This window comes from Streptomyces sp. 3MP-14, from assembly GCF_006334905.2.
GTDB classification, from domain to species: Bacteria; Actinomycetota; Actinomycetes; order Streptomycetales; family Streptomycetaceae; genus Streptomyces; species Streptomyces triticirhizae.
Genome location: NZ_VDLZ02000005.1, coordinates 213,479 through 239,736 on the forward strand (window position 1 = coordinate 213,479; position 26,258 = coordinate 239,736).

Consider the following 26,258-nt stretch of genomic DNA (forward strand, 5'->3'; position numbering starts at 1 on the left):
CATCCGATGAGCGCCGCCCAGCCGACCCAGGCCACCCCGAACGCGCCCGCCGCCGCCCCCGGAGCCCCCGCGCCCCGCCCGGCCGGCGGCGCCGGCGAGTTCGTGCGGATCGGCCTGGCCGGACCCGCGGGCCGCGCCGACCTCGCCGTGCCCGCCGGGCTGCCGCTCGCCCGGCTGCTGCCCACCCTGCTCGCCCACGCCGGCGCCGAACCGGGCCCCGACGGCGGCGCGCGGCACGGCGGTTGGGTGCTGCGCCGCCTCGACGGCACCCGCCTGGACGCCGCCGCCTCCCTCGCCGCCCAGGGCGTCGTCGAGGGCGACGTGCTCTTCCTCGGCCACGGCGCCGAGGACGCCACCGAACCGCTCTACGACGACGTCGTCGAGGTCATCGGCGAGGACCGCGCCGAGGGCGGCTGGCCGCCGGCCGCCACCCGCCGGGTCAGCGGCGCGCTGGCCGCCGCCGCGACCCTCGCGGCCACCGGCGCGCTGGCCGTCGCACCCGGCCGGCTCCCCGGCTGGCTCGGCCTGGCCACCGCCCTCCTCGCCCTCGTCGTCGGCGTGCTGCTCTCCCGTGCCTTCGGCGACATCGCCGCCGGCACCTGCGCCGCCGCGCTCGCCGCGCCGCCCGCGCTGCTCGGCGCGGTGCGGCTGCTCGGCACCGAGGCCGGCACGGTCGACGGCTTCACCGCCGGCCATCTCCTGCTGGCCTGCGCCGTGTTGGCGGTCCTCGGCGCGCTCGGCCCGCTCCTGGTGGGCGGCGGCGACGGAACGTTCACCGCCCTGGTCGTCGCGGGACCGCTTGCCGCCACCGGCGCCCTGCTCTGCGCCGTCTGGGACGTCCCGCCCGCCAGGGCCGCCGCCGTGGTCGCCCCGCTGGCGCTGGCCCTGACCACCCTTTGGCCCACCCTGGCGCTGCGCGTCGGCCGGATGCCGGCGCCAGAGATCGCCTCCACCACCGAGGAGTTGGCCGCGCTGCCCAGCCAACTCGCCCACGGCCAGCTGCGCGCCCGGGTCGCCAGGGCGCGCCGGCTGCTGCTCGGGATGCTGGCCGGCGGCCACCTGGTGGCGCTCGGCGGCACCCTGGTCCTCTTCGCCGCCGGCGAGCTGTGGGCCGCCGTCCTGGCCGTGGTGCTCGTCGCGTTGACCCTGCTGCGCGCCCGCCTCTTCCGCGACCCGGCCCAGACCGCGATCCCGCTCCTCGGCGCGCTGCTGGCGGCGGCCGGCGGGGCCGCGTTCGCGCTGACCGACCTGGTCGGCCAGCGGCTGGCGCCGCTCGGCGTGGCGCTCCCGGCCGCGCTGCTGGTGGCGCTGGTCGCCGCCGCCGTCGGCCTGCTCGCCGGCCGCGCCCGCGCCAACCCCAGGACCTCCCGCGCCCTCGACCTGCTGGAGACCACCGCGCTGCTGTCCGTGGTCCCGCTGGCGCTGGCCGTGTGGGACGTCTACGCCGCGCTGCTCGACCTGCGGGCCTGAACCGATGGCCACCCCCCGCACCGCGGTCAGCACCGGGGTCAGCACCGGGCTTCGCCGCCGCCTGCTCTGGCCGCCGCTGCTCGCCCTCGGCCTGACCCTGGCCACCCCGCTGCCCGGCGCCCTGCCCGAGGCCGCCGCCCAGGACTGCTCCCAGCAGGCCACCGGCGAGGAACTCCCCGAGAACGCCGGCCCCTACCCGCTGATCGAACAGCTCGGGCTGCGGCAGGCGTGGGACCTGGCCACCGGCGAGGGCGTCACCGTCGCCGTGCTGGACTCCGGCGTGGACCGCGAACACCCCGACCTGGCCGGCGCGGTGGCGCGCGGCAGCGAGTTCACCGTCGTCCCCGAGGAGCGGGAGTTCGTCCGCACCACCCCCGAGCGGCAGCGCGACTGCCCCGGGCACGGCACCGCCGTCGCCGGCATGATCGCGGCGAACCGCGCCGAGGGCGACCGGATGGCCGGCGTCGCGCCCGGCTCGGTCGTCTACCCCGTCCGGATCGCCGACGGCGTGGACCGCGCCACCCCCAACACCCTGGCCGCCGCCGTCGACGACGCGGTCGCCGCCGACGTCGACATCCTCAACCTCTCCTTCGCCTACCCCGTCGACGCCGAGCCGCTGCGCGCCGCCGTGGCCCGCGCGGTGGACGCCGGCGTGCTGGTGGTGGCCGCAGCCGGCAACGAGGGCAACGAGGGCAACGAGGGCGGGAACGGCGACGGCGCCGGGAACGGGGAAGGGGACGGGGAAGGGGACGCCGTACCGATGTATCCGGCCGCCTACGAGGGGGTGTTGACGGTCGGCGCCGTCGGCGAGGACGGGCAGCCCCTGGAGACCTCCAACGCCGGCGACTGGGTGGACCTCGCCGGCTACGGCCAGGAGCTGGCCGTGGCCGCGCCCGGCGGCGGCTACCGCGTCGAGGCCGGCACCAGCTTCGCCACCGCCCAGGTCTCCGGCGCCGCCGCGCTGGTTCTCTCCCGCTTCCCCGACCTGACAGCGGCCCAACTGGCCGACCGGCTCACCGAGTCCGCCAACCCGGTCGGCGGCGGCCGGGGCGAACGCACCGGCGCCGGGATCGTCGACCCGTTCGCCGCGCTGACCCACCTCGACGGCGCGGGCGACGGCGCCACGGACGGCGCCACCGGGGACCAGGGCGAGGCCGCCGCGCGCCCCGGGCACATCCCGGTGCGCCCCATCCCCGAGGACCGGCCGCTGCTCAGCCCCACCGCCGCCACAGCGCTTGGCTGGACCGGCGGGCTGCTGCTGGCCGTCGCCCTCGGCCTGCTGGGCGCGCCCGCCGTGCGCCGCGCCGCGCGCCGTGGCTGGCACGCCGGCCCGACCCCCGAGGAACGCGCCCCCGCCGCCCGGGAACCCGCCCCGCCCCCGCCACCCCTCGACTGGCTGCGCGGCACGCCCGACGCCAACGACCGTTCCACCGCCGCCCGTTCCCCTGCCCGCCCTCCCGCCCGTCCCCACGCCCGGAACCGGACCCGATAGATGGCCACCACACGCGAACAGGCCGACGCCTACGCCTACGAGAACCGCCGCCGCACCACCACCCTGATCCGGGGCGCCGACGAGGCGCGCCAGGACCCGCGCCGCCGCCTCAACCGGGCGCTCGGCGGCGGCGTCGCCTTCGGCGTCCTGATCATGGCCGGCTTCGGCATCGCCGGCTGGCTCGGCGGCGGCCGGGGCCCCGACCTGCCCGACAACGGCGCCGTCGTCGTCGGCGACGGCGGCGACCGCTATGTGGTCAACGACGGGGTGGTGCACCCCGCGCTCAACCTCGCCTCCGCGCTGCTGGTCGCCGGCGGCGACCTCACCGAGGTCCGGCAGTCCACCCTCGACGAGGCGCCGCGCGGCCTGCCCGTCGGCATCCCCGGCGCCCCCGACGCGCTGCCCGACGCCGACGAACTCACCGAGGACGACTGGACGTTGTGCGCCATCCCCGCCGAGACCGGCGGCCCGCCCACCCATACCGCGCTCTACCTCGCGGTGCCCGGCGTTGCCGCCGAGCCGGAGACCGAGGGCGGGGCGACCGTGCTCGTCGAGGGCGAGGGCGGCGAACTGTGGCTGCTGGCCGAGGGCCGCCGCTTCGCCCTCGCGCCCGGCATCCGCGACCTGCTGGGGCTCCAGCAGGTCAACGCCGTCCCGCTGCCGCGCCAGATCATCGCCACCGTGCCCGAGGGCCCGGCCGTCGAGATACCCGAACCGGGCGCCGGCGCCGGTCAACCCCCGTCCGTGCCGCTGCCGTTCGACGCCCTCGTCGGCGACCTCGCGCACACCGAATCCGGCGGCGCGGCCCGGCAGTTCTACCTCGTGCGGCCCGAGGGGCTGGTCACGGTCTCGCCGCTGCTGCACACCCTGCTCAGCGCGGAGGCCGGCGCCGACCACGCGATCAGCCTCACCGACGCGGCCCGCGCCCCCCGCGCCGACGAGCCGGCGCCCGGCGACCGGGCCTGGCCCGACGCCCTGCCGCGCGCCGAGGAACCGGGCCGCGACCAGCCGGTCTGCGTCTCCACCCCGCCCGGCGGCCAACCCGGCGACGCGCCCTGGCAGGCCGTGGTCCACCTCCCCGACGCGCTGCCGGAACCCGCCGACCTCACGCCGGTGACCAGCGCCGACGGCGAACGGCTCGGCCTCCTCGACGCGGTGTGGCTGCCGCCGGGCTCAGGGGCCGTGGTGCGCGCCACGACGTCGGCCGGGACCGGCGGCACGTTCACGCTGGTCACGGACAGCGGAACGGCGTATCCGTTCGCGTCGCCCGACGCGGTGGAACGGCTCGGCTACCGGCCGGACGACGCGCCGTCCGTCCCCCAGAGCTATGTCGGCCTCCTGCCGACGGGTCCCGTCCTCGACCCCCAGGCCGCGGCGAGAGAACAACGGGGTGCCTCCGGCGGGGTGGCCTCCGGCGGTGGGGTGGATGGCGGCGGTGCGTTGGGGTTGGGCGTCGTTGCCGGCTTGGGGCCGGTGGGTGGTGTTGCCTCCGGCGGTGGGGTGGATGGCGGCGGTGCGTTGGGGTTGGGCGGGGTTGCCTCCGGCGGTGGGGTGGACGGCGATGGTGTGTTGGGGTTGGGCCTGGTTGCCGGCTTCGGGCCGGTGGGTGGTGTTGCCTCCGGTGGGTTTGCCTCCGGCGGTGGGGTGGACGGTGTTGCTGGCCTTGCGCCGGGGTGGGGTGGTGGTGAGGGCGCCGCGTCCGGCGGGGCGGCCTTCGGTGCTGAGTCGTTTGGCGAGGGCGTTGTCGCCGGCCGGTTCGCCTTCGGCGGTGGGGTGGACGTCGTTGCCGGCCTCGGGCCGTCCGGCGAAGTCGCTTCCGGCGCTGCGGTGTTTGGCGAGGGTGTTGCTGGCGTGGCGCAAGTTCGTGATCGTGCGACCGGCGAAGTCGGGTTCGGCGGGCGTGGGTTCGCGGGTGTCCTCGGCGGACGGGCCGACGGCGACGCCCGCTCCGGCGACGTCGCCGGGGCGACGGCACCCGGCGGTGAGGTGTTCGGCGGCGGCGCGTTGGGGGCGGGGGCTGTCCCCGGGCTTGGGCCGGTGGGCGGCACCGGCGCGGTGGGGTCAGCTGTCTCCGGCGAAGTGGCTTCCGGCGCTGAGGTGTTGGTCGGCGATGGTGCCGCTGGTGTGCCGGGGGCGGGGGTGGTGGCAGCCTGTGATAGTGCGGCCGGCGAAGTCGCGTCCGGCGGGCGTGGGTTCGCGGGCGTCCACGGCGGACGGGCCGACGGCGGCGCCTCCTGCGGCGGCGTCGCCGCAGCGGCGGCACCCGGCGAAGGCACCTCGCCCGGCGCTGAGGTGTCCGGCGACGGCGGATCGCGGACGGGTGCCGGTGCCGCGTGGCCGCCAGGCCTGGCCCGCGCCGGTGCTGCCGCCGTCTCTGGCAGCCTCGGCGTTCTCGGTGAAGGGGCTGCCGCCGGTGCGCCGTTCCCCGGCCCGGCCTCGGCCGGCGCCGCCGTATCTGGCGGCGCCGCCGCCCATGGTCGGCCACCCGGCGCAGGCGTCGTCGCCGGACCGGCGACCGAGGCCGCCCCCGTCGCCGAAGTCGGCCCTGCCGGCGAGGCGTTCGCGTGCACCGTCCGCGCAGGGCTCGTTCGGAAGATGGAGGGACCGCGCGCATGAGGGAACGTCAACCGTGGCGGGGGCGTGCCGTCGCCGTTCAGGCGGCGGCCGGCTGCGTGGCCACGGGCGTGGCCATCGCCAGCCCGTGGGGGTACGCGTTGGCCGGCGGGGGCGTCGCGTTGGCCGCCGGGGCGCTGCTCCGCGTCGGCGGCGGCTGGGCCGACCGGTGGGTGTTGGCCGCGCTGCGCCGGGGCGCCCTGGCCTCGGCGGCCGAACCGCCGCCGCCCGCCGACCCGTTGGGCCTGGCCCACACCGTGCTGCCGGCGTTGGACGTCGTCGAGGTCGCCGACCGCAACGGCCCGCCGCTCGGCGTGCTCGCCGACGGGCGCGGCCACGCCGCGGCGCTGGCGCTGCCCTCCGGCGCGCTGCCGGCGCTCCCGGCCGGGCTGCTCGGCGACTTCCTCGCCGGCGACCCGGCGGAGCCGGCCGCCGCCCAGCTGCTCGTCGAACGGTTCGCGCCCCCGCCCTGGGACACCCTGAGCCGCTACCAGCCCACCATCGCCTACCGCCAACTCCCCACCGGCGGCGGCCCGACGGCGCTGCGCACCGTGCTGCTGGTGCGCTTCGAGCCGCTCGCAGCGCCGGCGGCCGCGCGCCGGCGCGGTGGCGCCGAGGCCGGCGCACGCGCGGCCGTGGCCGCCGCCACCGCGCGCCTGCGCGCCCGCCTGGCGGCGCAGGGCGTGCCGAGCGCGCCGCTCGGCGCGGCCGAACTCGCCGCGCTGCTGCGGGAGTCCGGCGACCCCGACGGCCGGGGCCGGCCACGGCCCGGGCTCTGGTCGGGAGAGAGCGCCACCCACTGCCTGGCCACGGCGACCGTCAACGACCAGTCGGCCTGGACCCGGCTGCTGGCCACGCTCAGCGGCTCCGCCGCCGACCGCGCGCTGGCCTGCGCGACGGTCACCGCCGAGCCCGCCGGCGTCGCGGTCCGGGTAGCGGTCCGGCTGGTGAGCGCCCTGCCGCATGTCGCCACCGCCGAACGCGACCGCCTCACCTCGGCCGGCGTCCTCGACGCGGAACCTCCCGACCCCTACACCGCCCTCCTCGCGACCCTGCCCGTGGCCTGCCCACCCGGCCCGCTGACCGAGGCCGCAGCCCTGAACGCGGCACTGGCCCCCGGCCTGGACTCCGCGCCGGTCGCCGCCCTGAACTCCGGGCCGGGCGCCGCCCGATGACCGCACCCCGATGACCCGCACCCCCGGGGCCGCCGGCCCGACGACCCTTCCGAGGAGCACCGTGACCACCCCGCACCCGCCCCCCGTTCCCGCCGCCCGTCACACCCCGCGCGTGATCCCCGAGTTGGGGCGGCTCCCGGCCGCCCACTGGCGGCCGGCCGAGGCCGCCGCCGCCCGCGTGCTGACGTTGACCCCGGTGGGCGCCGGCGTGCACCTGGGCACCGGGACGGCCGGGCAGCCCGTGACCCTGCCGGCGCCCTCGCCCGAGGGCGCCGGCCTCGGCGTGCTGGGTGAGTCGCTCTTCGGGCGGCTCTTCGCCCTGCGGCTGCTGGGCGTCGGCGCCCGGGTCACCGCCGCCACCCGCGTGCCCGACAAGTGGCGCGGGCTGACGCTGGCCGCCGGGGACCGGCTGACCGTCGGGGACGGCGTCGGCCGCTGGCCCGAGCGCCGGCCCTCCGCGCCGTCCGCCGGCGACGGGCCGCAGGCCCTCGTCTGTGACCTGCGCCGCCCGCCCTCCGCCTCGTTGGCCGACGGCCCCTGGCGCACCGTGGTCCATGTCGCCCGCAACCCGCCGCGCCGCTCCGCTTTCTGGGCCGCCGCCCGGACCGTGGTGGTCCTGGACGGCCAGTACGCGGAGGTCGCCGAGCGGCTGCTGGGCCCGGGCGCCGGGGCGTTCGTCGCGGCGCTCCGGGGCGGCGAGATCGCGGTGTTCCGCGACGGCCGGGCCGAGACCGTGCGGCTGGACCTCTCGCCGGGCGAGAACGCGCTGCTCACGCCCGGGCGCCGGCAGCGGCCCGCCGGCGGGTAGCGGCCGGCCGCCGGCGACGGGGCGGTGAGCCCCGGGGGCGCGAGGCGGGCGCAGAATGGTCCCCATGGATCTTCGTATCTTCACCGAACCGCAGCAGGGCGCCAGCTACCAGACGCTGCTGGCCGTGGCCCAGGCCACCGAGCAGCTCGGCTTCGACGCCTTCTTCCGCTCCGACCACTATCTGCGGATGGGCGACGGCGACCCGCTGCCCGGCCCGACCGACGCCTGGATCACCCTCGCCGGCCTCGCCAGGGAGACCAGCCGCATCCGGCTGGGCACCCTGATGACCGCCGGCACCTTCCGGCTGCCGGGCGTGCTGGCCATCCAGGTGGCCCAGGTCGACGCGATGTCCGGCGGCCGCGTCGAACTCGGCCTGGGCGCCGGCTGGTTCGCGGAGGAGCACGCCGCCTACGGCATCCCGTTCCCCAAGGAGAAGTTCCCCCGCCTGGAGGAGCAGCTCGCCATCGTCACCGGGCTGTGGGAGACGCCGGTCGGCGAGACGTTCTCCTTCGACGGCGCCCACTACCAGCTCACCGACTCGCCCGCGCTGCCCAAGCCCGCGCAGGCGAAGGTGCCGGTGCTGATCGGCGGCATGGGCAAGACCCGCACGCCCCGGCTGGCGGCCCGCTACGCCGACGAGTTCAACATCCCGTTCGGCTCGGCGGCCGACAGCGCCGAGCAGTTCGGCCGGGTCCGCGACGCGGCCAAGGAGGCCGGCCGTAACCCCGACGAACTCGTCTACTCCAACGCCCTGGTGGCCTGTGTCGGCCGGACCGAGGCGGAGGTCGCGCGCCGGGCCGAGGCCATCGGCCGCGAGGTCTCCGAGTTGCGCGAGAACGGGCTGGCCGGTACGCCGGGCGAGGTGGTCGAGAAGATCGCCGCCTACCGGGAGGCCGGCTGCCAGCGGGTCTACCTCCAGATCCTGGACCTGGACGACCTCGACCACCTCGCGGTGATCGCCGAGGACGTCGCCACCCAGCTGGACTGACGGGGCGGTTGACGATGCCCGACCTCGCGGCCGCCCTCACCCCCGGCGGGCCGCCGCTGCTGCTGGACGGCGGGCTGTCGAACCAGCTCGCCGCCCAGGGCGTCGACCTGTCCGAGGACGGCCTGTCCGGCGAGCCGACCGACCGGCTGTGGACGGCGCGGCTGCTGGTTGACGCGCCCGAACACCTCGTTGCCGCGCACGCAGCCTATCTGGCCGCCGGCGCCCAGGTGTTGCTCACCGCCAGCTACCAGGCGTCGTTCGAGGGCTTCGCGCGGCGCGGCCTGGGCCGGCGGGCGGCGGCCCGGCTCTTCGGCGACAGCGTCCGGCTGGCCCGCGCGGCCGGGGCGCGCGCGGGGCGGCCCGCGCTGGTGGCCGCCTCGGTCGGGCCCTATGGCGCGGTGCGGGGTGACGGCGGCGAGTACCGGGGCAACTACGGCCTGTCCGTGGCCGAGTTGGCGCGGTTTCACGCCCCGAGGGTGGCGGCCCTGCTGGACGCCGACCCCGACCTGCTGGCCCTGGAGACCGTGCCGGACACGGTGGAGGCCGAGGCGCTGCTGACGGTGGTGCGCGACGCCGGGGTGCCGGTCTGGCTCTCCTACACCGCCGCCGGCGGCCGCACCCGCGCCGGCCAGCCGCTGGCCGAGGCGTTCGCGCTGGCCGCCGACGAGCCCTCGGTGGTGGCGGTCGGCGTCAACTGCTGCCGGCCGGAGGAGGTCGCCGACGCCGTCGCGTTGGCCACCGCGACCACCGGCCGCCCGGCCGTCGCCTACCCGAACGCCGGGGAACGCTGGGCGGCCGGCGGCTGGCGCGGGCCCGTCACCCTCCGGCCGGAGCTGGCGCGTGCCTGGCGGGCCGCCGGCGCCCAACTCATCGGCGGCTGCTGCCGGGTGGGCCCCGACACCATCGCCGCCCTGGGCGCGGCCCTCGCCGACTGACCGGCGCGGACGCGCCGTCGAACGGCGTCGAACTCCCGGCCGGCACCCATGAGTTCTGGCCGACTTCCCCTCGCCGCCTTCCCACCCGCAAAACCCCATCGTTGAGCCTCACCGTCGGTAGTTGTCGCGCTGCTGAGGGTCGCAGCGCTGACCGAATACCGTCACCCGCCGCCGGCGCTCGGCGAGAATCGTTTACCGGCGGTGGTGGCCCCCGCAGTGCAGGGCGTGGGGCCGCGACCGAGCCCTCGTCCGCGCGCTGGCTTCGCCTCCCCGCACCGCCACGCGCGCGGACCCGGGCCGCCCGGGCACCCCGTTCCCACCCGCGATGTCACAATCCCCCGGGCTGCGTCGTCTGTTGAGGCATGAGAATCGCCATTGTGGGAGGAACGGGCACCCTCGGGCGGCTGGTGGTCGAGGAGGCACGGGTGCGCGGGCACCAGGTGCGGGTCCTCAGCCGCCGCTCGCCCGAGTACCCGGTGGACCTGCGTACCGGCCGGGGGCTGGCTGACGCGCTCGACGGGGTGGACGTGGTGGTCGACGCCGCCAACGACCCCTCGCGGCGGCCCGGGGCGACCCTCGTCGAGGGCACCCGCCTGCTGTTGGCCGCCGAGGTGGCGTGCCGGGTGCGCCACCATGTCGCGGTGTCGGTCGTCGGCGCGGAACGACTGCCCGGCGCCTATACGCGCGCCAAGACCGAGCAGGAGCTGACCGTCGCCAACAGCCCGGTGCCCTGGACGATCGTGCGGGCCACCCAGTTCCACGAGCTGCTGGTGGCCGGCTTCACCGCGCTGGCCCGAACGCGGCTGATGCCGCTGCCCGCCGTTCCGCTCCGACCGGTGGCCGCCGCCGAGGTGGCGCCGGTCGTCGTGGAGGCGGCCGAACTGACCCCGCGCGGGGCACGCCTGGCGGTCGTGGGACCCGAGGTCGCCGACCTCCGCCGGCTGGCCGCCGCCTGGCGCGAGGCCACCGGCAGCCGCGCGCTGCCGTTGACGGTCCCGCTGCCCGGCGCGATGGGCCGGGCCCTGCGCGCCGGCGCGGCCACCGGGGACGACGCTGCGGACGCCACGGGGTCAGCAGATTCAACAGGTTCAACGGGCCACGAGGCGCCGGTGGTTGGCGTCGCCGCGTTCGCCGAGTGGCTGAGGGGGGTCAGGGTATGAGCGAGTACACCGGACGGGAGGCCGACGGGCCCTGGCCCGAGGAGGACCCGGGGAGCGAGGGGCTCGAAGGGCTGCCGCTGGACGAACGGCTGGAGGCGATGGCCCGCGCGTTCGAGGCCGAACGGCCCCGGCTGCTGCGCGTCGCCTACACCACCACCGGCTCCCTGGCCGAGTCCGAGGACTGCGTCCAGGAGGCGTGGATCAGGCTGCGCGGCACGCTGGGCCGCACCGAGATCCACGATCTGCGCGGCTGGTTGGTCACCACGGTGGGCCGGCTGGCCCTCGACGCGCTGGGCAGCGCCAAGGCCCGCCGGGAGAGCTATGTCGGGACCTGGCTGCCGGAGCCGGTCGTGGAGGACGACCCGGCCGAACAGGTCACCCTCGACGAGTCGGTGAGCCTCGCCCTGCTGGTGGTGCTGGAACAGCTCAGCCCGGCCGAGCGCACCGCCTTCGTGCTGCACGACGTCTTCGGCGTGAGCTTCGCCGAGGTGGCCGAGATCGTCGGCCGGACGCCGGCCGCCGTCCGACAGCTGGCCTCCCGCGCCAGACGCCATGTCGCGGACGGCCGGCCCAGGTTCCCGCCGACGCCGGCCCAACAGCGCGCGCTGGTCGCCGCGTTCGCCGACGCCTGCCAACAGGGCGACCTGTCAGGACTGGTCGAACTCCTCGACCCCGACGTCGCCTGGCGCGGCGACGGCGGCGGCCGGGTCACCACCACGGCCAGGACCCAGTACGGCGCGATGCGGGTCGCCAAGGGCATCCTGCTGGCCCTCTCCGGCGCGAGCGGACTGACGATGCGGCTCGCCACGGTCAACGGCGTGCCCGGGCTGGTCGTGTACGAGCACGGGGGCGACGTCTCGGTGGTCTCCTTCGGCATGGACGAGGGCCGGATCACGAGCATCGACGTGGTCCGCAACCCCGAGAAGCTGAACACGGTGGTCCGCCTCGAACGGGACGGCTCCCGGCTCTTCCCCGACCGGGAGTAGTCGCGGGGGCACGGCTCCCGGGCCGGCGTCGCCGGCCCGGGGCGGGACGGTCCGCCGAGCGGGCCCCGACCTGGCGGTCGACGCCGGCCCGCCGGCGGAAGGGCTTTCGCGGCCCCGGGCCGTCTCCTTGGCTCCGCCACATCCCTTCCGGAACGGGCCCCGGTGCGTGGCGGCAGGCTGCCGCCGGCGGCGGCAGCCTCGATCAGGGACCGTCGGTCCCGACACCCGTCGTGCGTCGCCCCACGCCTCGCCCGTCCGCTGCCCGCACCGGTGCCGCCCGTGGGCCCGCTTCCCCGGCACGGTGGCGCATCCCCGTCCGGCCTCACGAACTTCCGCCCCCGCCCGAGACGTCACGCTTCCGCCCCGGCCGCCCGCTGCCCGGCTCCACCAGGCCCGTCGACCCACCACGGACCGCCGTTCTCCACGGCCTCTCGGTCCCTCGTCCCCCGGCCGCCAACTCCCGTGCCCGGCCAGCCCTGCGGCCCCGGTCCGGCTTCGGCCACCGCCGTACCGCCCCCGGCCCTCGGGCCGTCTGCGGGCCGGGGCCCCGGTGCGGCCGGCCAGGCCAACTGCGGGCCGGGGCCCCCGGTACCGGCCGGCTAGGCCACCTCGTGGAGGAACGACACCAGCAGCCGGGCCACCTCCGCCGGCCGTTCCAGGCTGGGCAGATGCCCGGCCCAGGGCAGCTCCTCGTGGCGGGCCCGGGGCAACAGGCGGGCCAGTTCGACGGCCGTGGCCCGGAAGTCCGGCAGGTCGTGCCGCCCGGAGACGGCCAGGGCGCGGGCCTTGATGCCGGTCAGCCGGTGGTCGGCCGGCGGGCGCGGGAACTCCTCCGCCGCCAACCGGACGTCCAGCGCGTGGCGTTGCATCAGCCGCACCATCGCGCGGGTGTTGCCGTCGGCCTCGGGGCCCAGCCACGTGGCCACGTTCAGCTCGACGGCCTCCGCCACCGCGTCGGCGGCGATCAGCTCGGCCGCCCTGGTCTCGAACTCCGCGAGTGCCGCCGTCCGGTCGGTCAGCGGGGGAGCGGCGTTGAGCAGCGCGAGCGCGGTGACGCGTTCCGGCCAGCGGGCCGCGACCTCCAGCGCCACCCCGCCGCCGAAGCAGGCCCCGACCACGGCCGTCTCGTCGATGCCGAGGGCGTTCAGCAGGTCCCGCACGTCCTCGGCGTCCCGGTAGGGCCGGTCGGCCGCCGGGCTGTCACCGTGGCCACGGAAGTCACAGCGCACCACGCGGAAGCCCGCGTCGACGAGTATCCGCCACTGCGGGTCCCACATCCGCCGGTCGCAGACCGTCGAGTGGAGCAGCAGCAGCGCGGGGCCGTCGCCGGCCACGTCGTGGGCGAGGTGTGAAGTCGAGGTCACGGGTAGCCATCGTTCCATGGACCTCGCCGGTCCGCCCGAGGTCTCCGGAAACGTCACGGTCCTCCGGATGCTCGTTGAGGCACGCACCTGGCGTGCGCGCCGGCGCGCACGGCGCACACGGCGGAACCCGACGCGCGCGCCGCCCGTCGCCGCGCGGATACGGGCGCGCGGTGGTGTGGAATAGGGAGCCGGCAACGGGAGTTGGCACCCCAGGGCGCGGGGCACGCGTTTCGGGCGCCCCCGTTCCACCCGCACATCCCCCGCACATGCGACCCCCCTGAAGGACGGCCGAGATGGCAGTGACGCTCTCCGACGAGCTGAAGCGATACCTGGACGAGACCAAGGTGTTCGCGACCGTGGCGACCCTCCAGCCGGACGGATCGCCCCACCTCACCGTGGTCTGGATCAAGCGCGACGGCGAGGACCTGCTCTACTCCACCACCGCCAGCCGCCAGCAGGCCAGGAACATCGACCGCGACCCCCGCGTGACCGTGATGGTCAACCCGGCCGACAACCCCTACACCTACGCCGCGATCCGGGGCACCGCCACCCTCGCGCCCGACGCGGACCGCGAGGTGATCGACGAGCTGTCCCGGAAGTACACGGGCCAGTCCTACGCCGAGTTCAACCCGGCCGCGGACCAGGAGGAGCAGCGGCTGGTCGTCCGGATCACCCCGACCAGGGTCACCGGCCGCCTCTGACCGCCTCCGGCTCGGTCAGGCCCCACAGCGCGGCGACCAGCGGCCGGCGCAGGTCCGCCCGGCGCACGCACAGGCCGATCGGGAACAGCGGCGGCGCCGGCTCGGCCGGCACCACGGTCAGCCGTTCCCCGGTGGTGCTGGTCTCCAGCACCAGCCGGGGCACCACGCCGGTGCCGCAGCCGAGCGCCACCAGCGTCAACAGCGCCTCGTGGCCGTCGGGTTGGGCGGTCACCTCGGGGGCGCGCCCGGCCGCCCTGAACCACCGGTCGGCGGCCTCGCGGACGAGGCCGCGCTGCGGCAGCACGAACGGGCCGCGCAGCTCGGGGTCGGGACGGTCCCGCGCCGTGACGAAGACCAGCTCCGTGCTGGCCACGGTGCGGCTGACCAGCGCCCCGGGCAGCCGGGCCGGCACGCCGGCCACCGCCACGTCCACCTCGCCCTCGTCGAGCCGGGCGAGGGCCGCCGCCGCGTCCCCGGTCCGCAGGTCGAGCGCGACCCGCGGATGCGCGGCGCGGAACGGCCCCAACAGCCCGGGCAGCAGCGCCTGGCAGGCGGTGACCGTGGCGAACAGCGCCAACCGGCCGGTCAGATGGGCCGGCTCGGGGTCCTCGTTCCGGTAGTCGTGCCACAGCGCGACCGCGCGCCGGGCATAGTCACGGAACCGTTGCCCCTCGGCCGTCAGTGCCACCCCGTGCGGGCCCCGGTCCAGCAGCCGGTGCCCGACCCGCGCCTCCAGGCGCTGCACGGTGCGGGTGAGCGTGGCGGGGGAGACATGGCAGTCCAGGCTGGTCCTGCCGAAGTTGAGGCTGTTCGCCAGATGGAGGAACAGCCGCAGCGCCCGCTCGTCGTCCAACACCCGTCACCACCTGGCCCTTTCGTTTCACGCAACGCCCCGATGCGGTAGTTGCGCTTGCCGCAACGCAGGCCGGCAGCCTACAACTCCAGCCATGACCAACGCCGTTACCCCGCCCGGAACCCCCGCGCCCGCCAACACCTTCACATCGGCCGTCTTCCGGCCCGAGCCGCTGGCGATGCCCGGCGGCGACGAGACCGTGCTGCGCGGCGGGCGCCACCTCTTCCCGCTGCTGCCGCGCGCGTTCGCCGGGGTGCGCCGGATCGGCGTCATCGGGTGGGGCTCCCAGGGCCGCGCCCAGGCCAGGAACCTCCGCGACTCCCTCGCCGGCACCGACATCACCGTCACCGTCGGGCTGCGGCCCGGCTCCGCCTCGGCCGCCGACGCCAGGGCGCACGGCTTCACGGAGGAAAACGGCACGCTGGGCGCGCTGTTGGACGTCGTCGCGGCCAGCGACCTCGTGCTGCTGCTGATCGCCGACGCGGCGCTGGCCGAGCACCACCGGGAGATCCTCGGCGCGCTGCGTCCCGGCGCCACCATCGGCCTCTCGCACGGGTTCCTGCTCGCCCACCTCGCGGCCGAGGGCGGCGCGCCGCCGGCCGGGCACGCCGTGATCGCGGTCTGCCCCAAGGGCATGGGCAACTCGGTGCGCCGCCTCTACGAGCAGGGCGAGACCACCGAGGGCGCCGGCATCAACAGCAGCTTCGCCGTGCACGCCGACCCCGACGGGCGGGCGGTCGACCTCGCGCTGGGCTGGTCGGTCGCCCTGGGCTCGCCCTACACCTTTCGGACCACCCTGGACAGCGAGTACCGCTCCGACATCGTCGGCGAACGGGCCATCCTGCTGGGCGCGGTGCACGGCCTGGTCGAGGCGCTCTGGCAGCACTTCCGGCTGGGCGGCGACGATCCCGTGACCGCGTACGAGCGCTCCTGCGAGGTGGTCACCGGGCCGCTGGCCCGCACCGTCTCCCGCTCCGGCCTGGCCGGCGTGCGCGAGGGGCTGGACGAGGCGGGCCGCGACACCTTCGACCGCGCCTACTCGGCGGCCTACCGGCCGGCCCGCGACCTGGTAGCCGAGATCTACGACGAGGTGGCCGCGGGCAACGAGCTGCGCGGCGTGCTGCTCGCCGAACGGCGGCTGGCGGAACGGCCGATGAGCCCCGTCGGCACCTCCCCGATGTGGGCGGCGGCGCCGGAGGTCCACGCCCGCAGGGCGCGGCGGGAGGTGCCCGTGGACCCGCTGACGGCGGGGGTGTTCGTGGCCACCATGACCGCCCAGGTGGACGAGTTCGCCGAGCGCGGCCATCCGTGGTCGGAGATCGTCAACGAGTCGGTGATCGAGGCGGTGGACTCGCTGCTGCCGTACATGCACGCGCGGGATGTGGCGTTCATGGTCGACAACTGCTCCCGCACCGCGCGGCTGGGCGCCCGCCGCTGGGGCCCGCGCTTTCTGGCGGCCTGCCAGCAGAACGTGCTGCCGGCCGTGCAACGGCCGGCCGATGACGGCCTGTTGGCCGCGTTTCTGGCGAACCCGGTGCACCGGGCCCTGGCGTCGGCGGCCCGGCTCCGCCCGACGGTGGACATCTCGGTGGACGGCTCGGCCGGCTGACCCGGCCCGCCGCGCCCGCCCCTCCTGCCCCGGCTGTCCCTCCTGTCGCGCCCGTCCCCTCCGCCTCGTCCGTCGAAGGATGTAGGCGGGGGTGCGGAGAAGGATGTAGGTGGGCGGCGCGGGATCATGCCCCAGGACGATGACGGTGCGTCACGACGACTCTACGGTGGGCATAGCGGTGGGGGTTCCGCCGGGACCGGAGTGGGAGGGGTTTCCCAGTGACGCGAGTGGCGAGGCACACGGTGGAGGGGGTGGCGACGGCGCTGGTCGGCGTCCTGCTGTGGGTGTTCACCGACGGGGTGGAGACGCCGGTGGTGACGCTGAGCAAGGTGGGGATGGTGTTGACGGCGGTGGGCGCCGCGCAGCTGGCGGTGACCCTGATCCTGGAGCTGGGGCGGCGTCGAGCATGAGCACACTTCGTCGCCCGCCCCGTCGTCCCGGGGGCGGTTCAGCGCAGTTCGCCCTCCAGCACGCTCATCAGGTACATGTCGTGCCAGCGGCCGTCGCCGCGGAAGCACTCGCGATGGCGGCCGTCCCGCCGGAAGCCCACCTTCTCGTAGGCGTGGACGGCCCGTTCGTTGTCCACGACCACCCAGAGCGCGATCGAGTGCAGCCGCAGCCGGTCGAAGCCCCAGCGGCAGAGGGCGCGCACCGCGTCGGAGCCGTAGCCCTGGCCCCAGCAGTCCTTCTCGCCCAGGTAGACGTCGAGTTCGGCCCGCCCGTCGATCGGGCTGGCGTCGCGGAGCGCGGTGACGCCGATCAGCCGGGCGTCCGACCGCCGTTCGATCATCAGCAGGCTCGACTCGAAGCTGTTGCGCGGCCGTTCGGCGAAGCGGCGCTCGGCGCTGGCGAGGGACTGCGGCGGCTCGTGGTTGAGCCAGCGCACCACCTCGGGGTCCCGGTTCCAGCGCCAGAGGCTCTCGACATCGGACGCCTCCATGGGGCGCAGCCGGACCAGTTCGCCGGTGAGCGGGGGGAGTTGATCGCCGTCGGTGGGCACGTCGTTGTCCATGGCCGGCGATCCAACCAGCCGGCCGCGCCCGCCGGCCACCGGATTTCGGCGGCCATCCGGCGGCTCTGGGCGCGCTGCCGGCGCCGGCCGGCGGGGGAGCGGCGGGCCCGCCCGTCAGCGGGCGCGGCTGTTGAGCCGGGCGGCCTGGCGCGTGAGGTGGGTGCGCTCGGCGAGGTGGGGCGCGTGGCCGGCCGCCTCGGCGTAGAGCCGCGCCGCCGTGTCCAGGTCGCCGGCGCGCTCGTGGAGGTGGGCCGCCACCGCCGCGTAGCGGGGGACGGGGTGCCTCCCGCTCGCGGACGTCGAAGCGGGGGCGCCCAGCTCCGCGAGGGCCGCCAGCCCCGCGTGCGGCCCGTCGGCCTCGCCGACGGCCACCGCCCGGTTGAGCCGCACCACGGGGCTGTCCGTCAGGCGGACCAACTCGTCGTACCACTCGACGATCTGCGGCCAGTCGGTCTCCTCGGCGGTCCGCGCGTCGGCGTGCAGCGCCGCCACGGCGGCCTGGGCCTGGTACTCGCCGAGCCGGTCGCGGGCGAGGGCCGCCTGGAGGATCGCGATGCCCTCGGCGATCATCCCGGTGTCCCACCGCTCGCGGTCCTGCTCGGCGAGCGGCACGAGTTCGCCGTTCGGCGTGGTGCGGGAGGCGCGCCGGGCGTGGTGCAGCAGCATCAGCGCGAGCAGCCCCGCCACCTCGGGGTGGTCGATCCCGGCGGCGAGCCGCCGGGTCAGCCGGATGGCCTCGGCGGCGAGGTCCACGTCGCCGGAGTAGCCCTCGTTGAACACCAGGTAGAGCACGCGCAGCACGGTCCCGACGTCCCCGGGACGGTCGAGCCGCGCGCCGGAGACGGTGCGCTTGGCGCGGCTGATCCGCTGCGCCATGGTCGCCTCGGGCACCAGGTAGGCCCGGGCGATCTGGCGGGTGGTGAGCCCGCCGACGGCGCGCAGGGTGAGCGCGACGGCGGACGAGGGCGTCAACGACGGGTGGGCGCACAGGAAGTACAGCTGGAGCGTGTCGTCGACGCCGGGGGCGGGCCCGGGCGGTGGCTCCTCCTCGACGCGGTCCTCACGCCGGCGGCGGGCGGCCTCTGCCCGGACGGTGTCGAGGTGGCGACGCCAGGCCACGGTGATCAGCCAGCCCCTGGGGTCGCGCGGAGGGTCATCGGGCCAGACGCGGATCGCCTCCACCAGCGCGTCCTGCACGGCGTCCTCGGCCGCCGCGAAGTCGACTCCGCGACGGACGAGGACACCCAGCACGCCCGGTATGAGGCTTCGGAGCAGGGCCTCGTTCACCGGTCCGCCTCACTCCGTGACGGTGGGCATCTCGGTGAGGAAGGGGCGCACCTCGAGCCACTCGTGGATCGGCTCCCCGCCCGCGCCGGGGGCGGCCGACAGCTCGCCCGCGAGTTCGAAGGCGCGCTCCTCGCTGTCCACGTCGATCACCATCCAGCCGGCGATGAGGTCCTTGGTCTCGGCGAACGGACCGTCGACGACCGGCGGGCGGCCCTCGCCGTCGTACCGGACGAACCGGCCCTCGGGCGCGAGCGCCTGGGCGTCGACGAACTCGCCCGTCTTCTCCAGCCGGGCGGCGAAGTCGTTCATGTACTGGATGTGCGCCGAGACCTCCTGGGGCGTCCACTGGTCCATGGGCACGTCGTTGACGGCGGCGGGAGCACCCCGGTAGTGCTTCAGCAGCAGGTACTTGGCCATCGTGTTCTCCTCGGTGGTGGTGTGACCCGTCCTGGTCACGTTCACCCCTGGGACGGAGCGGGTCGCGGGTTCTCGACATCGTCGGCCCACTTTTCTCGATTTTTTCGACCCGCTTGGTCGAGCGGCGGGGATTCGGGGCGATCCGGGCCCGGGGCGGGCCGCTCAGGACAGGGTGGCGACCAGCAGCGCCTTGATGGTGTGCAGGCGGTTCTCCGCCTGGTCGAAGACGACGGAGGTATCGGACTCGAAGACCTCGTCGGTCACTTCCAGGGAGTCGAGCCCGTACCGCGCGTGCAGCGTTCGGCCCAGCTCGGTGCCCAGGTCGTGGAAGGCCGGCAGGCAGTGCAGGAAGCGGGTGTCGGGGTTGCCGGTGCCCTCCATCACCGCGCGGGTGACGGCGTAGGGCCGCAGCAGCGCGATCCGCTCCTCCCAGGTCTCCACCGGCTCGCCCAGCGATACCCACACGTCGGTGGCCACGAAGTCCACCCCGGCCGTCCCCTCGGAGACGGACTCGGTCAGGGTGATCCGCGCTCCCGTCTCGCCGGCCAGCCGGCGGGCCTCCGCCACCACGGCCTCCTCCGGCCACAGCTCTCCGGGCGCCACGATCCGCACGTCCATGCCGAGCAGCGCGCCGGTGACGAGATAGGAGTTGCCCATGTTGTTGCGGGCGTCGCCGAGGTAGGCGAAGGACTGCTCGGTCAGCGGCTTCGGGCAGTGCTCGGTCATGGTGAGCACGTCGGCCAGCATCTGGGTGGGGTGCCACTCGTCGGTCAGCCCGTTGTAGACCGGCACGCCCGCGTGCTCGGCCAGTTCGTCCACCGTCCGCTGGGCGTGCCCCCGGTACTCGATGGCGTCGAACATCCGGCCGAGCACCCGCGCCGAGTCCCTGGTCGACTCCTTGTAGCCGAGGTGCGAGCCGGCCGGGTCCAGGTAGGTGGTGTGCGCGCCCTGCTCGGCGGCGGCCACCTCGAAGGCGCAGCGGGTCCTGGTGGAACTCTTCTCGAAGATCAGCGCGATGTGCTTGCCGGTCAGCAGCGGGCGTTCGGCGCCGGCGCGCCGCTCGGCCTTCAACCGGCCGGCCAGCGCGACCAGTTCACGGAACTCGGCCGGGCTGAGATCCAGCTCCCTGCGCAGGTGGCGGCCGGTGAGTGCGGTCCCCATGGGCGGGCTCCGATCTGCTTGCTCTGCTCACTCCGCGCGCGCCCCTCGCCGGCGCGCGGCTCGACGGGGCACGGCACCCCCGAGACGGCTGCAATCATATACAGATCCGCTCATGTCTATGCAATGGTGGTCCGTGCCCCGTCTCGCCGCCCCGCCCCGGGGCGGTCGCGGTCGTGGTCGTCGCTAGTCCACGGGGTCGCGCTCTATCGGGCAGCTCATGCAGCGCGGCCCGCCCCGCCCTCGCCCCAGCTCGCTGCCCGGGATCTCCAGCACCTCGACCCCGTTCCGCCGCAGCTCGGTGTTGGAGGTGACGGTCCGCTCGTAGGCCACGACCACCCCCGGCTCGACGGCCAGCACGTTGCAGCCGTCGTCCCACTGCTCGCGCTCCGCCGCGTGCAGGTCCTGGGTGGCGGTCAACACCCGGATCTTGCCCAGGCCCAACGCCTCCGCGATCGCCCGGTGCATGTGCTCCGGCGGGTTGTCGGCCACCGACAGCTCCCGCCCGCCCGTGCCCGGCGTGATCGTGTAGGAGCGCAGCATCCCCAGCCCCGCGTACTGGGTGAACGTCTCCGCGTCGACCATGGTCAGCACCGTGTCCAGATGCATGAACGCCCGCCGCTTCGGCATGTCCAGTGCGACGATGGTGTGCGCCGAACCGGTCGCGAACAGCCGCCGCGCCAGCAGCTCCACCGCCTGCGGGGTGGTCCGTTCGCTCATCCCGACCAGCACCGCGCCCCGGCCGATCACCAGCACGTCCCCGCCCTCGATGGTCGAGGGATGCGCGCCGTGCGGCTCCGACCAGTGGTGGAACGGCACCTCGGCCGAGGTGAACAGCGGATGGTGCCGGTAGATCGCCTCGAAGTGCACCGCCTCCCGCTGCCTGGCCGGCCAGCGCATCGCGTTGACCGCCACCCCGTCGTAGACCCAGGCCGAGGTGTCCCGGGTGAACAGGTGGTTGGGCAGCGGCTGGAGCAGGAACTCGTCCAGGTCCATGACGTGCAGCCGCACCGAGTTCGGCGCCGGATAGCGCTCCAGGTACTCGCGCTTGGTCATCCCGCCGACCAGCGCCTCGGCCAGCTCGGCGCCGGACAGGCCGTCGAAGACGGCGCGCAGCGCGTCGGTGGCCAGCGGCCCGTACTCGCGCTCGTCGAAGACCCGCTCCAGCACCAGCGAGCGGGCACCCGGGATCTCCAGGCTCTCCGCCAGCAGCTCGCCGAAGAGCCGGACCTCGACGCCCCGCCCGCGCAGCAGCGCGGCGAAGATGTCGTGTTCCTGCTGAGCGCGCCTCACCCAGAGCACATCGTCGAAGAGCAGCTCGTCCTTGTTGGTGGGGGTCAGGCGCTTCAGTTCGAGACCGGGGCGATGGAGGATCACCCGACGCAGCCGGCCGGTCTCGGAGTCAACATGAAAGGGCATGGCCCCATTCTGCGCCCCGCCCCCCGACCCCGCCCGCTACCAGGGCAGATCGCGGATCTGCTGAACGCACAGGATCACGAAGAGCACCCCGGAGGCCGCGAGCGTCGCGTTGCTCAGCCTGCCGTTCCGCCAGCTCAGCGGCGTCTGACCGGAGTTGAGCAGATAGAGAAGCGTCAGTGCCAGGAACGGCATGAAGAACGAACCGAGCACGCCATAGGTGATCACCAGCCCGATCGGCTGGTCAAGGAAGAGCAGCGCCATCGGCGGGAACGTCAGCCACAGCAGATAGGCGCGGAACGGCAGCGACCGTTCCCGTTCCCCCGCCACGGCCGCCCGCCCGGCGAGGGCGGGCCGGGTGCGCACCAGGAAGTCCGCGAAGAGCAGGCTCACCCCGTGCCAGACCCCGATCACCGAACTGAACGAGGCGGCAAAGAAGCCGATCAGGAAGAAGTCCGCCGTGGTCGCACCGAAGCGTTCCTCCAACACCTCGCCCAGATCCAGCAGCCCCCGGTCCCCGCTGGCCACCGCGATCTCCGCCGAGTTCAGCAGCTCGGCCCCGACCACCAGCATCGCGAGCACGAAGATGCCGGTGGTGGCGTAGGCCACCCGGTTGTCCAGCCGCATCATCGGCATCCAGCGCGGCGTCGTCCACCCCTTGGCCGTCACCCAGTAGCCATAGGCGGCCAGCGTGATCGTGCCCCCGACGCCGCCGATCAGCCCCAGCGTGTAGACGACCGAGCCGTCCGGCAGCGTCGGCCACAGCCCCGCGCCCATCGCGGCCACGTCCGGCCCGACCCGGATCGCCAACGACACGACCACCACGAACATCAGCCCGGCGAAGACCATCATGATCTTCTCGACGACCGCGTAGCGGTTGAACCAGACGCACAACAGCCCCGCGACCCCGCTCACCATGCCCCACACCCGCAGCGAGGGCCCGTCGGGGAAGAGCGAGACCAGCGGCAGGCCGCTGGCCGACATCGCGGTGGCGCCGTACACGAAGCCCCAGACCACGATGTAGATCCCGAAGTACCAGGTGGTCCAACGGCCCAGCGTGCGCCAGCCGTCGAAGATGGTGCGCCCGGTCGCCAGATGCCAGCGGCCGGTGGCCTCCGCCAGCGCCACCTTGATCAGACAGCCGACGACCGCCGCCCACAGCAGCGTGTACCCGTAGCGGCTGCCGGCCACCGTGGTGGCGACGAGGTCGCCCGCGCCGACCCCGGTCGCCGCGACCACCAGCCCGGGACCGACCAACCGCCAGCGCCGAGTGGGAGGTTGAGGACTCTCGCGCGTCGTCGCCACGCCGGGAGGATGCCCACCGGGACGCACGTTCAGGCCACCGGGACCCGGCACCGTGTCGTGGGTGTCCGAAAACCGCCGGTGCGGCGCGGGGAGCGCTGTTTCACTGAGCCCATGAACGAGCCCCACCCGCACGCGCCCCACCCGACCGACCTCGCCACCCGGGCGCGACTGCTGCACACCCTGCACCGGGGCGCGCGGCCGTTGCTGCTGGCCAACGCCTGGGACGCGCTCAGCGCCCGCCTCGCCGCCCGGGCCGGCGCCGCCGCCATCGCCACCACCAGCTCGGGCGTCGCCTGGAGCCTGGGCGCCCCCGACGGCGACCGGCTCGCCCGCGCGGACGCGGTCGCGCTGGTCGCCCGGGTCGCCTCCGCCGTCGAACTCCCGGTCACCGCCGACATCGAGAGCGGCTTCGCGCCGGACGCGGCCGGCGTCGGAGAGACCGTCGCCGAGGTGCTGGCCGCCGGCGCGGTCGGCGTCAACCTGGAGGACTCCAGCCACGGCGGCCCTCAACCGCTGCGCCCGGCCGGCGAGCAGGCCGAACGCCTCGCCGCCGCTCGCGCGGCGGCCGAAGCGGCGGCCGTGCCGCTCTTCCTGAACGCGCGGGTCGACGTGTTCCTCCGGCACCGGGGCGCGGCCACCGCCCTGGTCGACGAGGCCCTGGCGCGCGGCCGCGCCTATCTGGCGGCCGGCGCCGACGGCGTCTTCGTGCCCGGGGTCACCGACCCCGAACTGGTGCGCACCCTGGCCGACGGCCTGGACGCCCCGCTCAACGTGCTGGCCGGCCCCGGCGCCCCCGACGTCGCGGCGCTGACCGCCGCCGGCGCGGCCCGCATCAGCCTGGGCTCGGCCATCGCCCAGGCGGCGTACGGGCTGGCCGCCCGGGCCACCGAGGAGTTCCTCGCCGCCGGCACCTACGGCGCCCTGACCGGCGCCCTCGACTACGGCGGCCTCAACTCCCTGATGTCCGAGGCGGTTGCCCCCGGCGGTTCCGGCGACGCCGCCGTCTGACCGCCGACCTGGTTGGCCCGTTTGGTGGCGTACTTGACTGGGGGTCAAGGGGTCGCGGGGTTCACGTCCCGCCGTCCCGAAGCCAGGGTGCGGACCGGCCGACAGCACGGTGTTTCCCGGAGGCCGCGCGACCGTGGCGTCCGGGGCCGTCTTCAGCGGTGGTCGGAACAGGGAGGCAGCAGGCGGGCGGCGCGGTGGGCCAGTGGGCGGGCGGCGGAGGGACTGGCGGGGCCCGTGGCGTGGTCGATCTGCCGGAGGAGCGCGACCAGGCTGTGCGCGGGGACGATCAGAACGCCGGGGAGCGTGATCTGGCCGCCGGTTATTCGGGCGCCGTGCACCGCGATGGCGGTGGCGACCGGCTGGCCCAGCGCCAACGCGGCCTGGCTCGACTCGTACCTGGCCGCCGCCACGCTCCTGGTGCGGTCCACGGAGCCGTGGAAGACCCGCCCGTTCCGCTCATGGACGTTCCCGCTCCTGGCCGACCACATCGTGCTGTCCACGTTGATGACGGCGGCGGCGGGAGTGATTACCAGGTGGTCGATGTTCGCCCGCCCGCGCGGGCCGTGGAAGGAGGCGGGCCCGCCGGGGCGGAAGGGGTGCCGACGCCTGCGGGACTTTCCGACCGGCCCGGAGACCACGCCGGCCGCCAGCAGGAGCAGGAAGGCCACCAGAAGGAACTCACCCATCCGGTCAGCGTAACTTCCGCGTGTGGCACGCCACTTGCCGTCGGTGACCCCGACCCTGCGGGTGAACGGCCCTCCGCCGTATCCCGCCCGCCGCCCCACTCCCGTCAGCGTTCCTCGTCCCACCAACGGTCGTCCCGCTCCCTGCGGTTGGCCACGATGGTGGCGACCGGCGGGATCACGGCGGCCAGCGCGCACATCGCGATGGCCACCGGCACCGACCACAGCCTGACCACCGCCCCGCCGCCCACGAAGAGCAGCAGACAGACGGCCATCAGCACCAGATAGCGACGGCGTCGCGCGTTCCGCGAGGACACCACCCCAGGCTAGGCGGGCGGCCCGCCCCCCGCGCGGCAAGCGCTCAAGCGCTCACGCGCTCAACGGGCGCGGGTGCGGGGCGCGCCGGTCGAAGTTCGCGCGGGCGGCGCGCAACTGCTCGGTGCGGCTGGCGCTCCACTCCGCGATCCGCAGCACCAGCTCCGCTATTTCCTCCCCGAGCGCCGTCAGCCGGTACTCCACCCTCGGCGGCACCGTCGGGTAGACCGTTCTGGTCAACAGCCCCTCGCGCTCCAGCGCCCGCAGGGTCTGCGTGAGCATCTTCTGGGTGACGCCCTCCAGGCGGCGGCGCAGTTCGTTGAAGCGCATCGCCCGGCCGTCCGCCAGGGCGACCAGCGTCAGCATCGTCCACTTGCCGGCGATCAGCTCCAGCACGGCGCGTGGGGCCCGGTCGCGGGGAAGCACCTCGGCACCGCGCCCGCACTCCCCGGCCGCGCCGCGATACCCGCCGGCCGTGCCGCGATCTCGTTGGTCCTCGGGTCTGCCGTTGTCCTCATGATCGAAGTGCGTCTCCACGAGGTCCCTGGATACCAGAGAACGTGACGTATTCCCATGGTTGGGCCCGCTCGACCCCGTTCGTCGGGTGCGTTAGGGCGGGCCGAACGTTCCGCCTCGACCCCGTCGGATCAGCGGCCCCGTCAGGTCAGCGCGGCCAGCACCAGATAGGGCAGGCTGCCGGCCAGCAGGCCGGCGAAGACCACCGTGGCGACGCGGGCGATCCGGCCCTCGCGCTCCCGGGTGGCGATGCCGGTGCCGACCAGACCCAGCGCGCCGATCAGCAGTTCGTGCAGGAAGAAGACGGGGGACAGGGCCATGGCGAGGGCGACCGTGGCCGCGAACAGGAGGCGGGTGCGTCGTGTGGTCTTCCGGTCCAGCCGATTGTCCAGCCTGTTGTCCAGCGCCTGGTCCATGACGGAACTCCTCACCGCTGCCGGGGATTAACCGGTCCTGCTGATCACTGTCCCCAGGTTGGCCGCCGCTCATGCCCCCTCGGGGCAGTCGGGGAACGAGGAGCCGGCCCGGCGCGTCCCAACGGAACAGCGGAAGCCACGGAAGCTCCGACAGCACCGGAGGCGACGGAACGGTCCGGACGGTCGGAACGCTAGCCGCCCCCGCCCCCCGCGCGGCGGCTTCGCGCCGCGCGCCCGGCGTGCGCCGCCCCACCAGCCCCGCCACACGTTCGACCAATGGTGGCGCGGCCTGCCCTCTGGCGCGACGCGGTGCGCCGGGCGCACTATGGGCGCGTTCGACGCTCCGCCTGCTCTGCCATGACCCCCCACCGCACCACGGCACCAGGACGACGACGTCCCCGACCCCTCACCGCCTCCGCGAGAGGGAACGTTCCGCTCCACCGCACCATGGACCACCGCACCACGGACCACGGTCATCCGTTGGTCCCCGCGCGTAGATCACTCTCTGAATGTCATGTACGGGTCAAAAGAGTGGGTAGGGCTCCGATGCCTCCGGGGTCCGCCAGGACCC

25 protein-coding genes are annotated in these 26,258 nt (G+C 75.5%); 13 read left to right on the forward strand and 12 right to left on the reverse strand.

Features of this window, described 5'->3' with window-relative positions; translation table 11 throughout:
• The first annotated feature begins 6 nt into the window (after nucleotides 1-6).
• The 9 genes from eccD to sigJ all read left to right on the forward strand — a co-directional run bounded on the left by eccD (nucleotide 7) and on the right by sigJ (nucleotide 11,627).
• Entirely contained in the window at nucleotides 7-1,470 is a 1,464-nt protein-coding gene (eccD, locus tag FH609_RS09580; RefSeq protein WP_139666893.1) for a type VII secretion integral membrane protein EccD, read from the forward strand.
• 4 nt (nucleotides 1,471-1,474) lie between these two features.
• Nucleotides 1,475-2,962, forward strand: a complete 1,488-nt coding sequence (locus FH609_RS09585) for a S8 family serine peptidase (RefSeq protein ID WP_139666892.1) — start codon at nucleotides 1,475-1,477, stop codon at nucleotides 2,960-2,962.
• Complete coding sequence (gene eccB / locus FH609_RS32100; protein ID WP_264372758.1) at nucleotides 2,963-5,578, forward strand: type VII secretion protein EccB; 2,616 nt, start codon at nucleotides 2,963-2,965, stop codon at nucleotides 5,576-5,578.
• Nucleotides 5,575-6,750 (forward strand): type VII secretion protein EccE, encoded by a 1,176-nt coding sequence (locus tag FH609_RS09595; protein WP_139666891.1) that lies wholly within the window; start codon nucleotides 5,575-5,577, stop codon nucleotides 6,748-6,750. Before eccB ends, FH609_RS09595 begins: the two co-directional genes overlap by 4 nt.
• Nucleotides 6,751-6,811: 61 nt before the next feature.
• Nucleotides 6,812-7,558, forward strand: a complete 747-nt coding sequence (locus FH609_RS09600; protein ID WP_139666890.1) for a hypothetical protein — start codon at nucleotides 6,812-6,814, stop codon at nucleotides 7,556-7,558.
• Nucleotides 7,559-7,622: 64 nt separating this feature from the next.
• Nucleotides 7,623-8,546, forward strand: a complete 924-nt coding sequence (locus FH609_RS09605; RefSeq protein WP_139666889.1) for an LLM class F420-dependent oxidoreductase — start codon at nucleotides 7,623-7,625, stop codon at nucleotides 8,544-8,546.
• A gap of 14 nt (nucleotides 8,547-8,560) precedes the next feature.
• The gene (mmuM, locus tag FH609_RS09610; protein ID WP_139666888.1) at nucleotides 8,561-9,481 is read left to right on the forward strand and encodes a homocysteine S-methyltransferase; all 921 of its coding nucleotides are present in this window, start codon (nucleotides 8,561-8,563) and stop codon (nucleotides 9,479-9,481) included.
• Between the two features lie 362 nt (nucleotides 9,482-9,843).
• Nucleotides 9,844-10,641 (forward strand): SDR family oxidoreductase, encoded by a 798-nt coding sequence (locus FH609_RS09615; protein ID WP_139666887.1) that lies wholly within the window; start codon nucleotides 9,844-9,846, stop codon nucleotides 10,639-10,641.
• Between the two features lie 98 nt (nucleotides 10,642-10,739).
• The gene (sigJ, locus tag FH609_RS09620) at nucleotides 10,740-11,627 is read left to right on the forward strand and encodes an RNA polymerase sigma factor SigJ (RefSeq protein WP_226961556.1); all 888 of its coding nucleotides are present in this window, start codon (nucleotides 10,740-10,742) and stop codon (nucleotides 11,625-11,627) included.
• A gap of 599 nt (nucleotides 11,628-12,226) precedes the next feature.
• Here sigJ and FH609_RS09625 read toward each other — a convergent pair.
• Nucleotides 12,227-12,991 (reverse strand): alpha/beta fold hydrolase, encoded by a 765-nt coding sequence (locus tag FH609_RS09625; protein WP_226961526.1) that lies wholly within the window; start codon nucleotides 12,989-12,991, stop codon nucleotides 12,227-12,229.
• A gap of 293 nt (nucleotides 12,992-13,284) precedes the next feature.
• Between FH609_RS09625 and FH609_RS09630 the strand changes: the two genes are divergently transcribed.
• Nucleotides 13,285-13,692, forward strand: a complete 408-nt coding sequence (locus tag FH609_RS09630) for a PPOX class F420-dependent oxidoreductase (RefSeq protein ID WP_139666884.1) — start codon at nucleotides 13,285-13,287, stop codon at nucleotides 13,690-13,692.
• Here the strand turns inward: FH609_RS09630 and ilvY are convergent.
• On the reverse strand, nucleotides 13,676-14,548 hold the full coding sequence (gene ilvY / locus FH609_RS09635) for an HTH-type transcriptional activator IlvY (protein ID WP_139666883.1): 873 nt from the start codon (nucleotides 14,546-14,548) through the stop codon (nucleotides 13,676-13,678). The two genes, FH609_RS09630 and ilvY, sit on opposite strands and share 17 nt — an antisense overlap.
• 91 nt (nucleotides 14,549-14,639) lie before the next feature.
• Between ilvY and FH609_RS09640 the strand changes: the two genes are divergently transcribed.
• Complete coding sequence (locus FH609_RS09640) at nucleotides 14,640-16,154, forward strand: ketol-acid reductoisomerase (RefSeq protein ID WP_139666882.1); 1,515 nt, start codon at nucleotides 14,640-14,642, stop codon at nucleotides 16,152-16,154.
• A 227-nt stretch (nucleotides 16,155-16,381) separates the two neighbouring features.
• A complete protein-coding gene (locus tag FH609_RS09645) occupies nucleotides 16,382-16,564 on the forward strand; it encodes a DUF5708 family protein (RefSeq protein WP_319789584.1) in 183 nt (60 codons plus the stop codon).
• Between the two features lie 38 nt (nucleotides 16,565-16,602).
• Here the strand turns inward: FH609_RS09645 and FH609_RS09650 are convergent, their stop codons facing one another.
• The 6 genes from FH609_RS09650 to FH609_RS09675 form a co-directional block, all read right to left on the reverse strand.
• The gene (locus FH609_RS09650; RefSeq protein WP_226961527.1) at nucleotides 16,603-17,166 is read right to left on the reverse strand and encodes a GNAT family N-acetyltransferase; all 564 of its coding nucleotides are present in this window, start codon (nucleotides 17,164-17,166) and stop codon (nucleotides 16,603-16,605) included.
• A 114-nt stretch (nucleotides 17,167-17,280) separates the two neighbouring features.
• A complete protein-coding gene (locus tag FH609_RS09655) occupies nucleotides 17,281-18,453 on the reverse strand; it encodes an RNA polymerase sigma factor (protein WP_139666880.1) in 1,173 nt (390 codons plus the stop codon).
• A 9-nt stretch (nucleotides 18,454-18,462) separates the two neighbouring features.
• Complete coding sequence (locus tag FH609_RS09660) at nucleotides 18,463-18,870, reverse strand: YciI family protein (RefSeq protein WP_139667034.1); 408 nt, start codon at nucleotides 18,868-18,870, stop codon at nucleotides 18,463-18,465.
• 162 nt (nucleotides 18,871-19,032) lie between these two features.
• On the reverse strand, nucleotides 19,033-20,031 hold the full coding sequence (gene argF / locus FH609_RS09665) for an ornithine carbamoyltransferase (protein ID WP_139666879.1): 999 nt from the start codon (nucleotides 20,029-20,031) through the stop codon (nucleotides 19,033-19,035).
• Between the two features lie 183 nt (nucleotides 20,032-20,214).
• The gene (locus FH609_RS09670; protein WP_139666878.1) at nucleotides 20,215-21,447 is read right to left on the reverse strand and encodes an arginine deiminase; all 1,233 of its coding nucleotides are present in this window, start codon (nucleotides 21,445-21,447) and stop codon (nucleotides 20,215-20,217) included.
• Nucleotides 21,448-21,483: 36 nt separating this feature from the next.
• Nucleotides 21,484-22,749 carry an Nramp family divalent metal transporter gene (locus FH609_RS09675; RefSeq protein ID WP_139666877.1) on the reverse strand — a complete coding sequence of 422 codons (1,266 nt, stop codon included), beginning with the start codon at nucleotides 22,747-22,749 and terminating at the stop codon, nucleotides 21,484-21,486.
• Nucleotides 22,750-22,860: 111 nt separating this feature from the next.
• Between FH609_RS09675 and FH609_RS09680 the strand changes: the two genes are divergently transcribed.
• Nucleotides 22,861-23,757 (forward strand): isocitrate lyase/PEP mutase family protein, encoded by an 897-nt coding sequence (locus tag FH609_RS09680; RefSeq protein WP_139666876.1) that lies wholly within the window; start codon nucleotides 22,861-22,863, stop codon nucleotides 23,755-23,757.
• Between the two features lie 152 nt (nucleotides 23,758-23,909).
• Here FH609_RS09680 and FH609_RS09685 read toward each other — a convergent pair whose 3' ends face one another.
• From FH609_RS09685 to FH609_RS09700, 4 genes are all read right to left on the reverse strand, one after another.
• A complete protein-coding gene (locus FH609_RS09685) occupies nucleotides 23,910-24,443 on the reverse strand; it encodes a hypothetical protein (protein WP_139666875.1) in 534 nt (177 codons plus the stop codon).
• A gap of 104 nt (nucleotides 24,444-24,547) precedes the next feature.
• The gene (locus FH609_RS09690; RefSeq protein WP_226963059.1) at nucleotides 24,548-24,757 is read right to left on the reverse strand and encodes a DUF3099 domain-containing protein; all 210 of its coding nucleotides are present in this window, start codon (nucleotides 24,755-24,757) and stop codon (nucleotides 24,548-24,550) included.
• A 52-nt stretch (nucleotides 24,758-24,809) separates the two neighbouring features.
• Nucleotides 24,810-25,292: a helix-turn-helix domain-containing protein gene (locus FH609_RS09695; protein ID WP_319789585.1), complete on the reverse strand. Its 483-nt coding sequence runs from the start codon at nucleotides 25,290-25,292 to the stop codon at nucleotides 24,810-24,812.
• Between the two features lie 122 nt (nucleotides 25,293-25,414).
• Nucleotides 25,415-25,687: a hypothetical protein gene (locus FH609_RS09700; protein ID WP_139666874.1), complete on the reverse strand. Its 273-nt coding sequence runs from the start codon at nucleotides 25,685-25,687 to the stop codon at nucleotides 25,415-25,417.
• Between the last annotated feature and the right edge of the window lie 571 nt (nucleotides 25,688-26,258).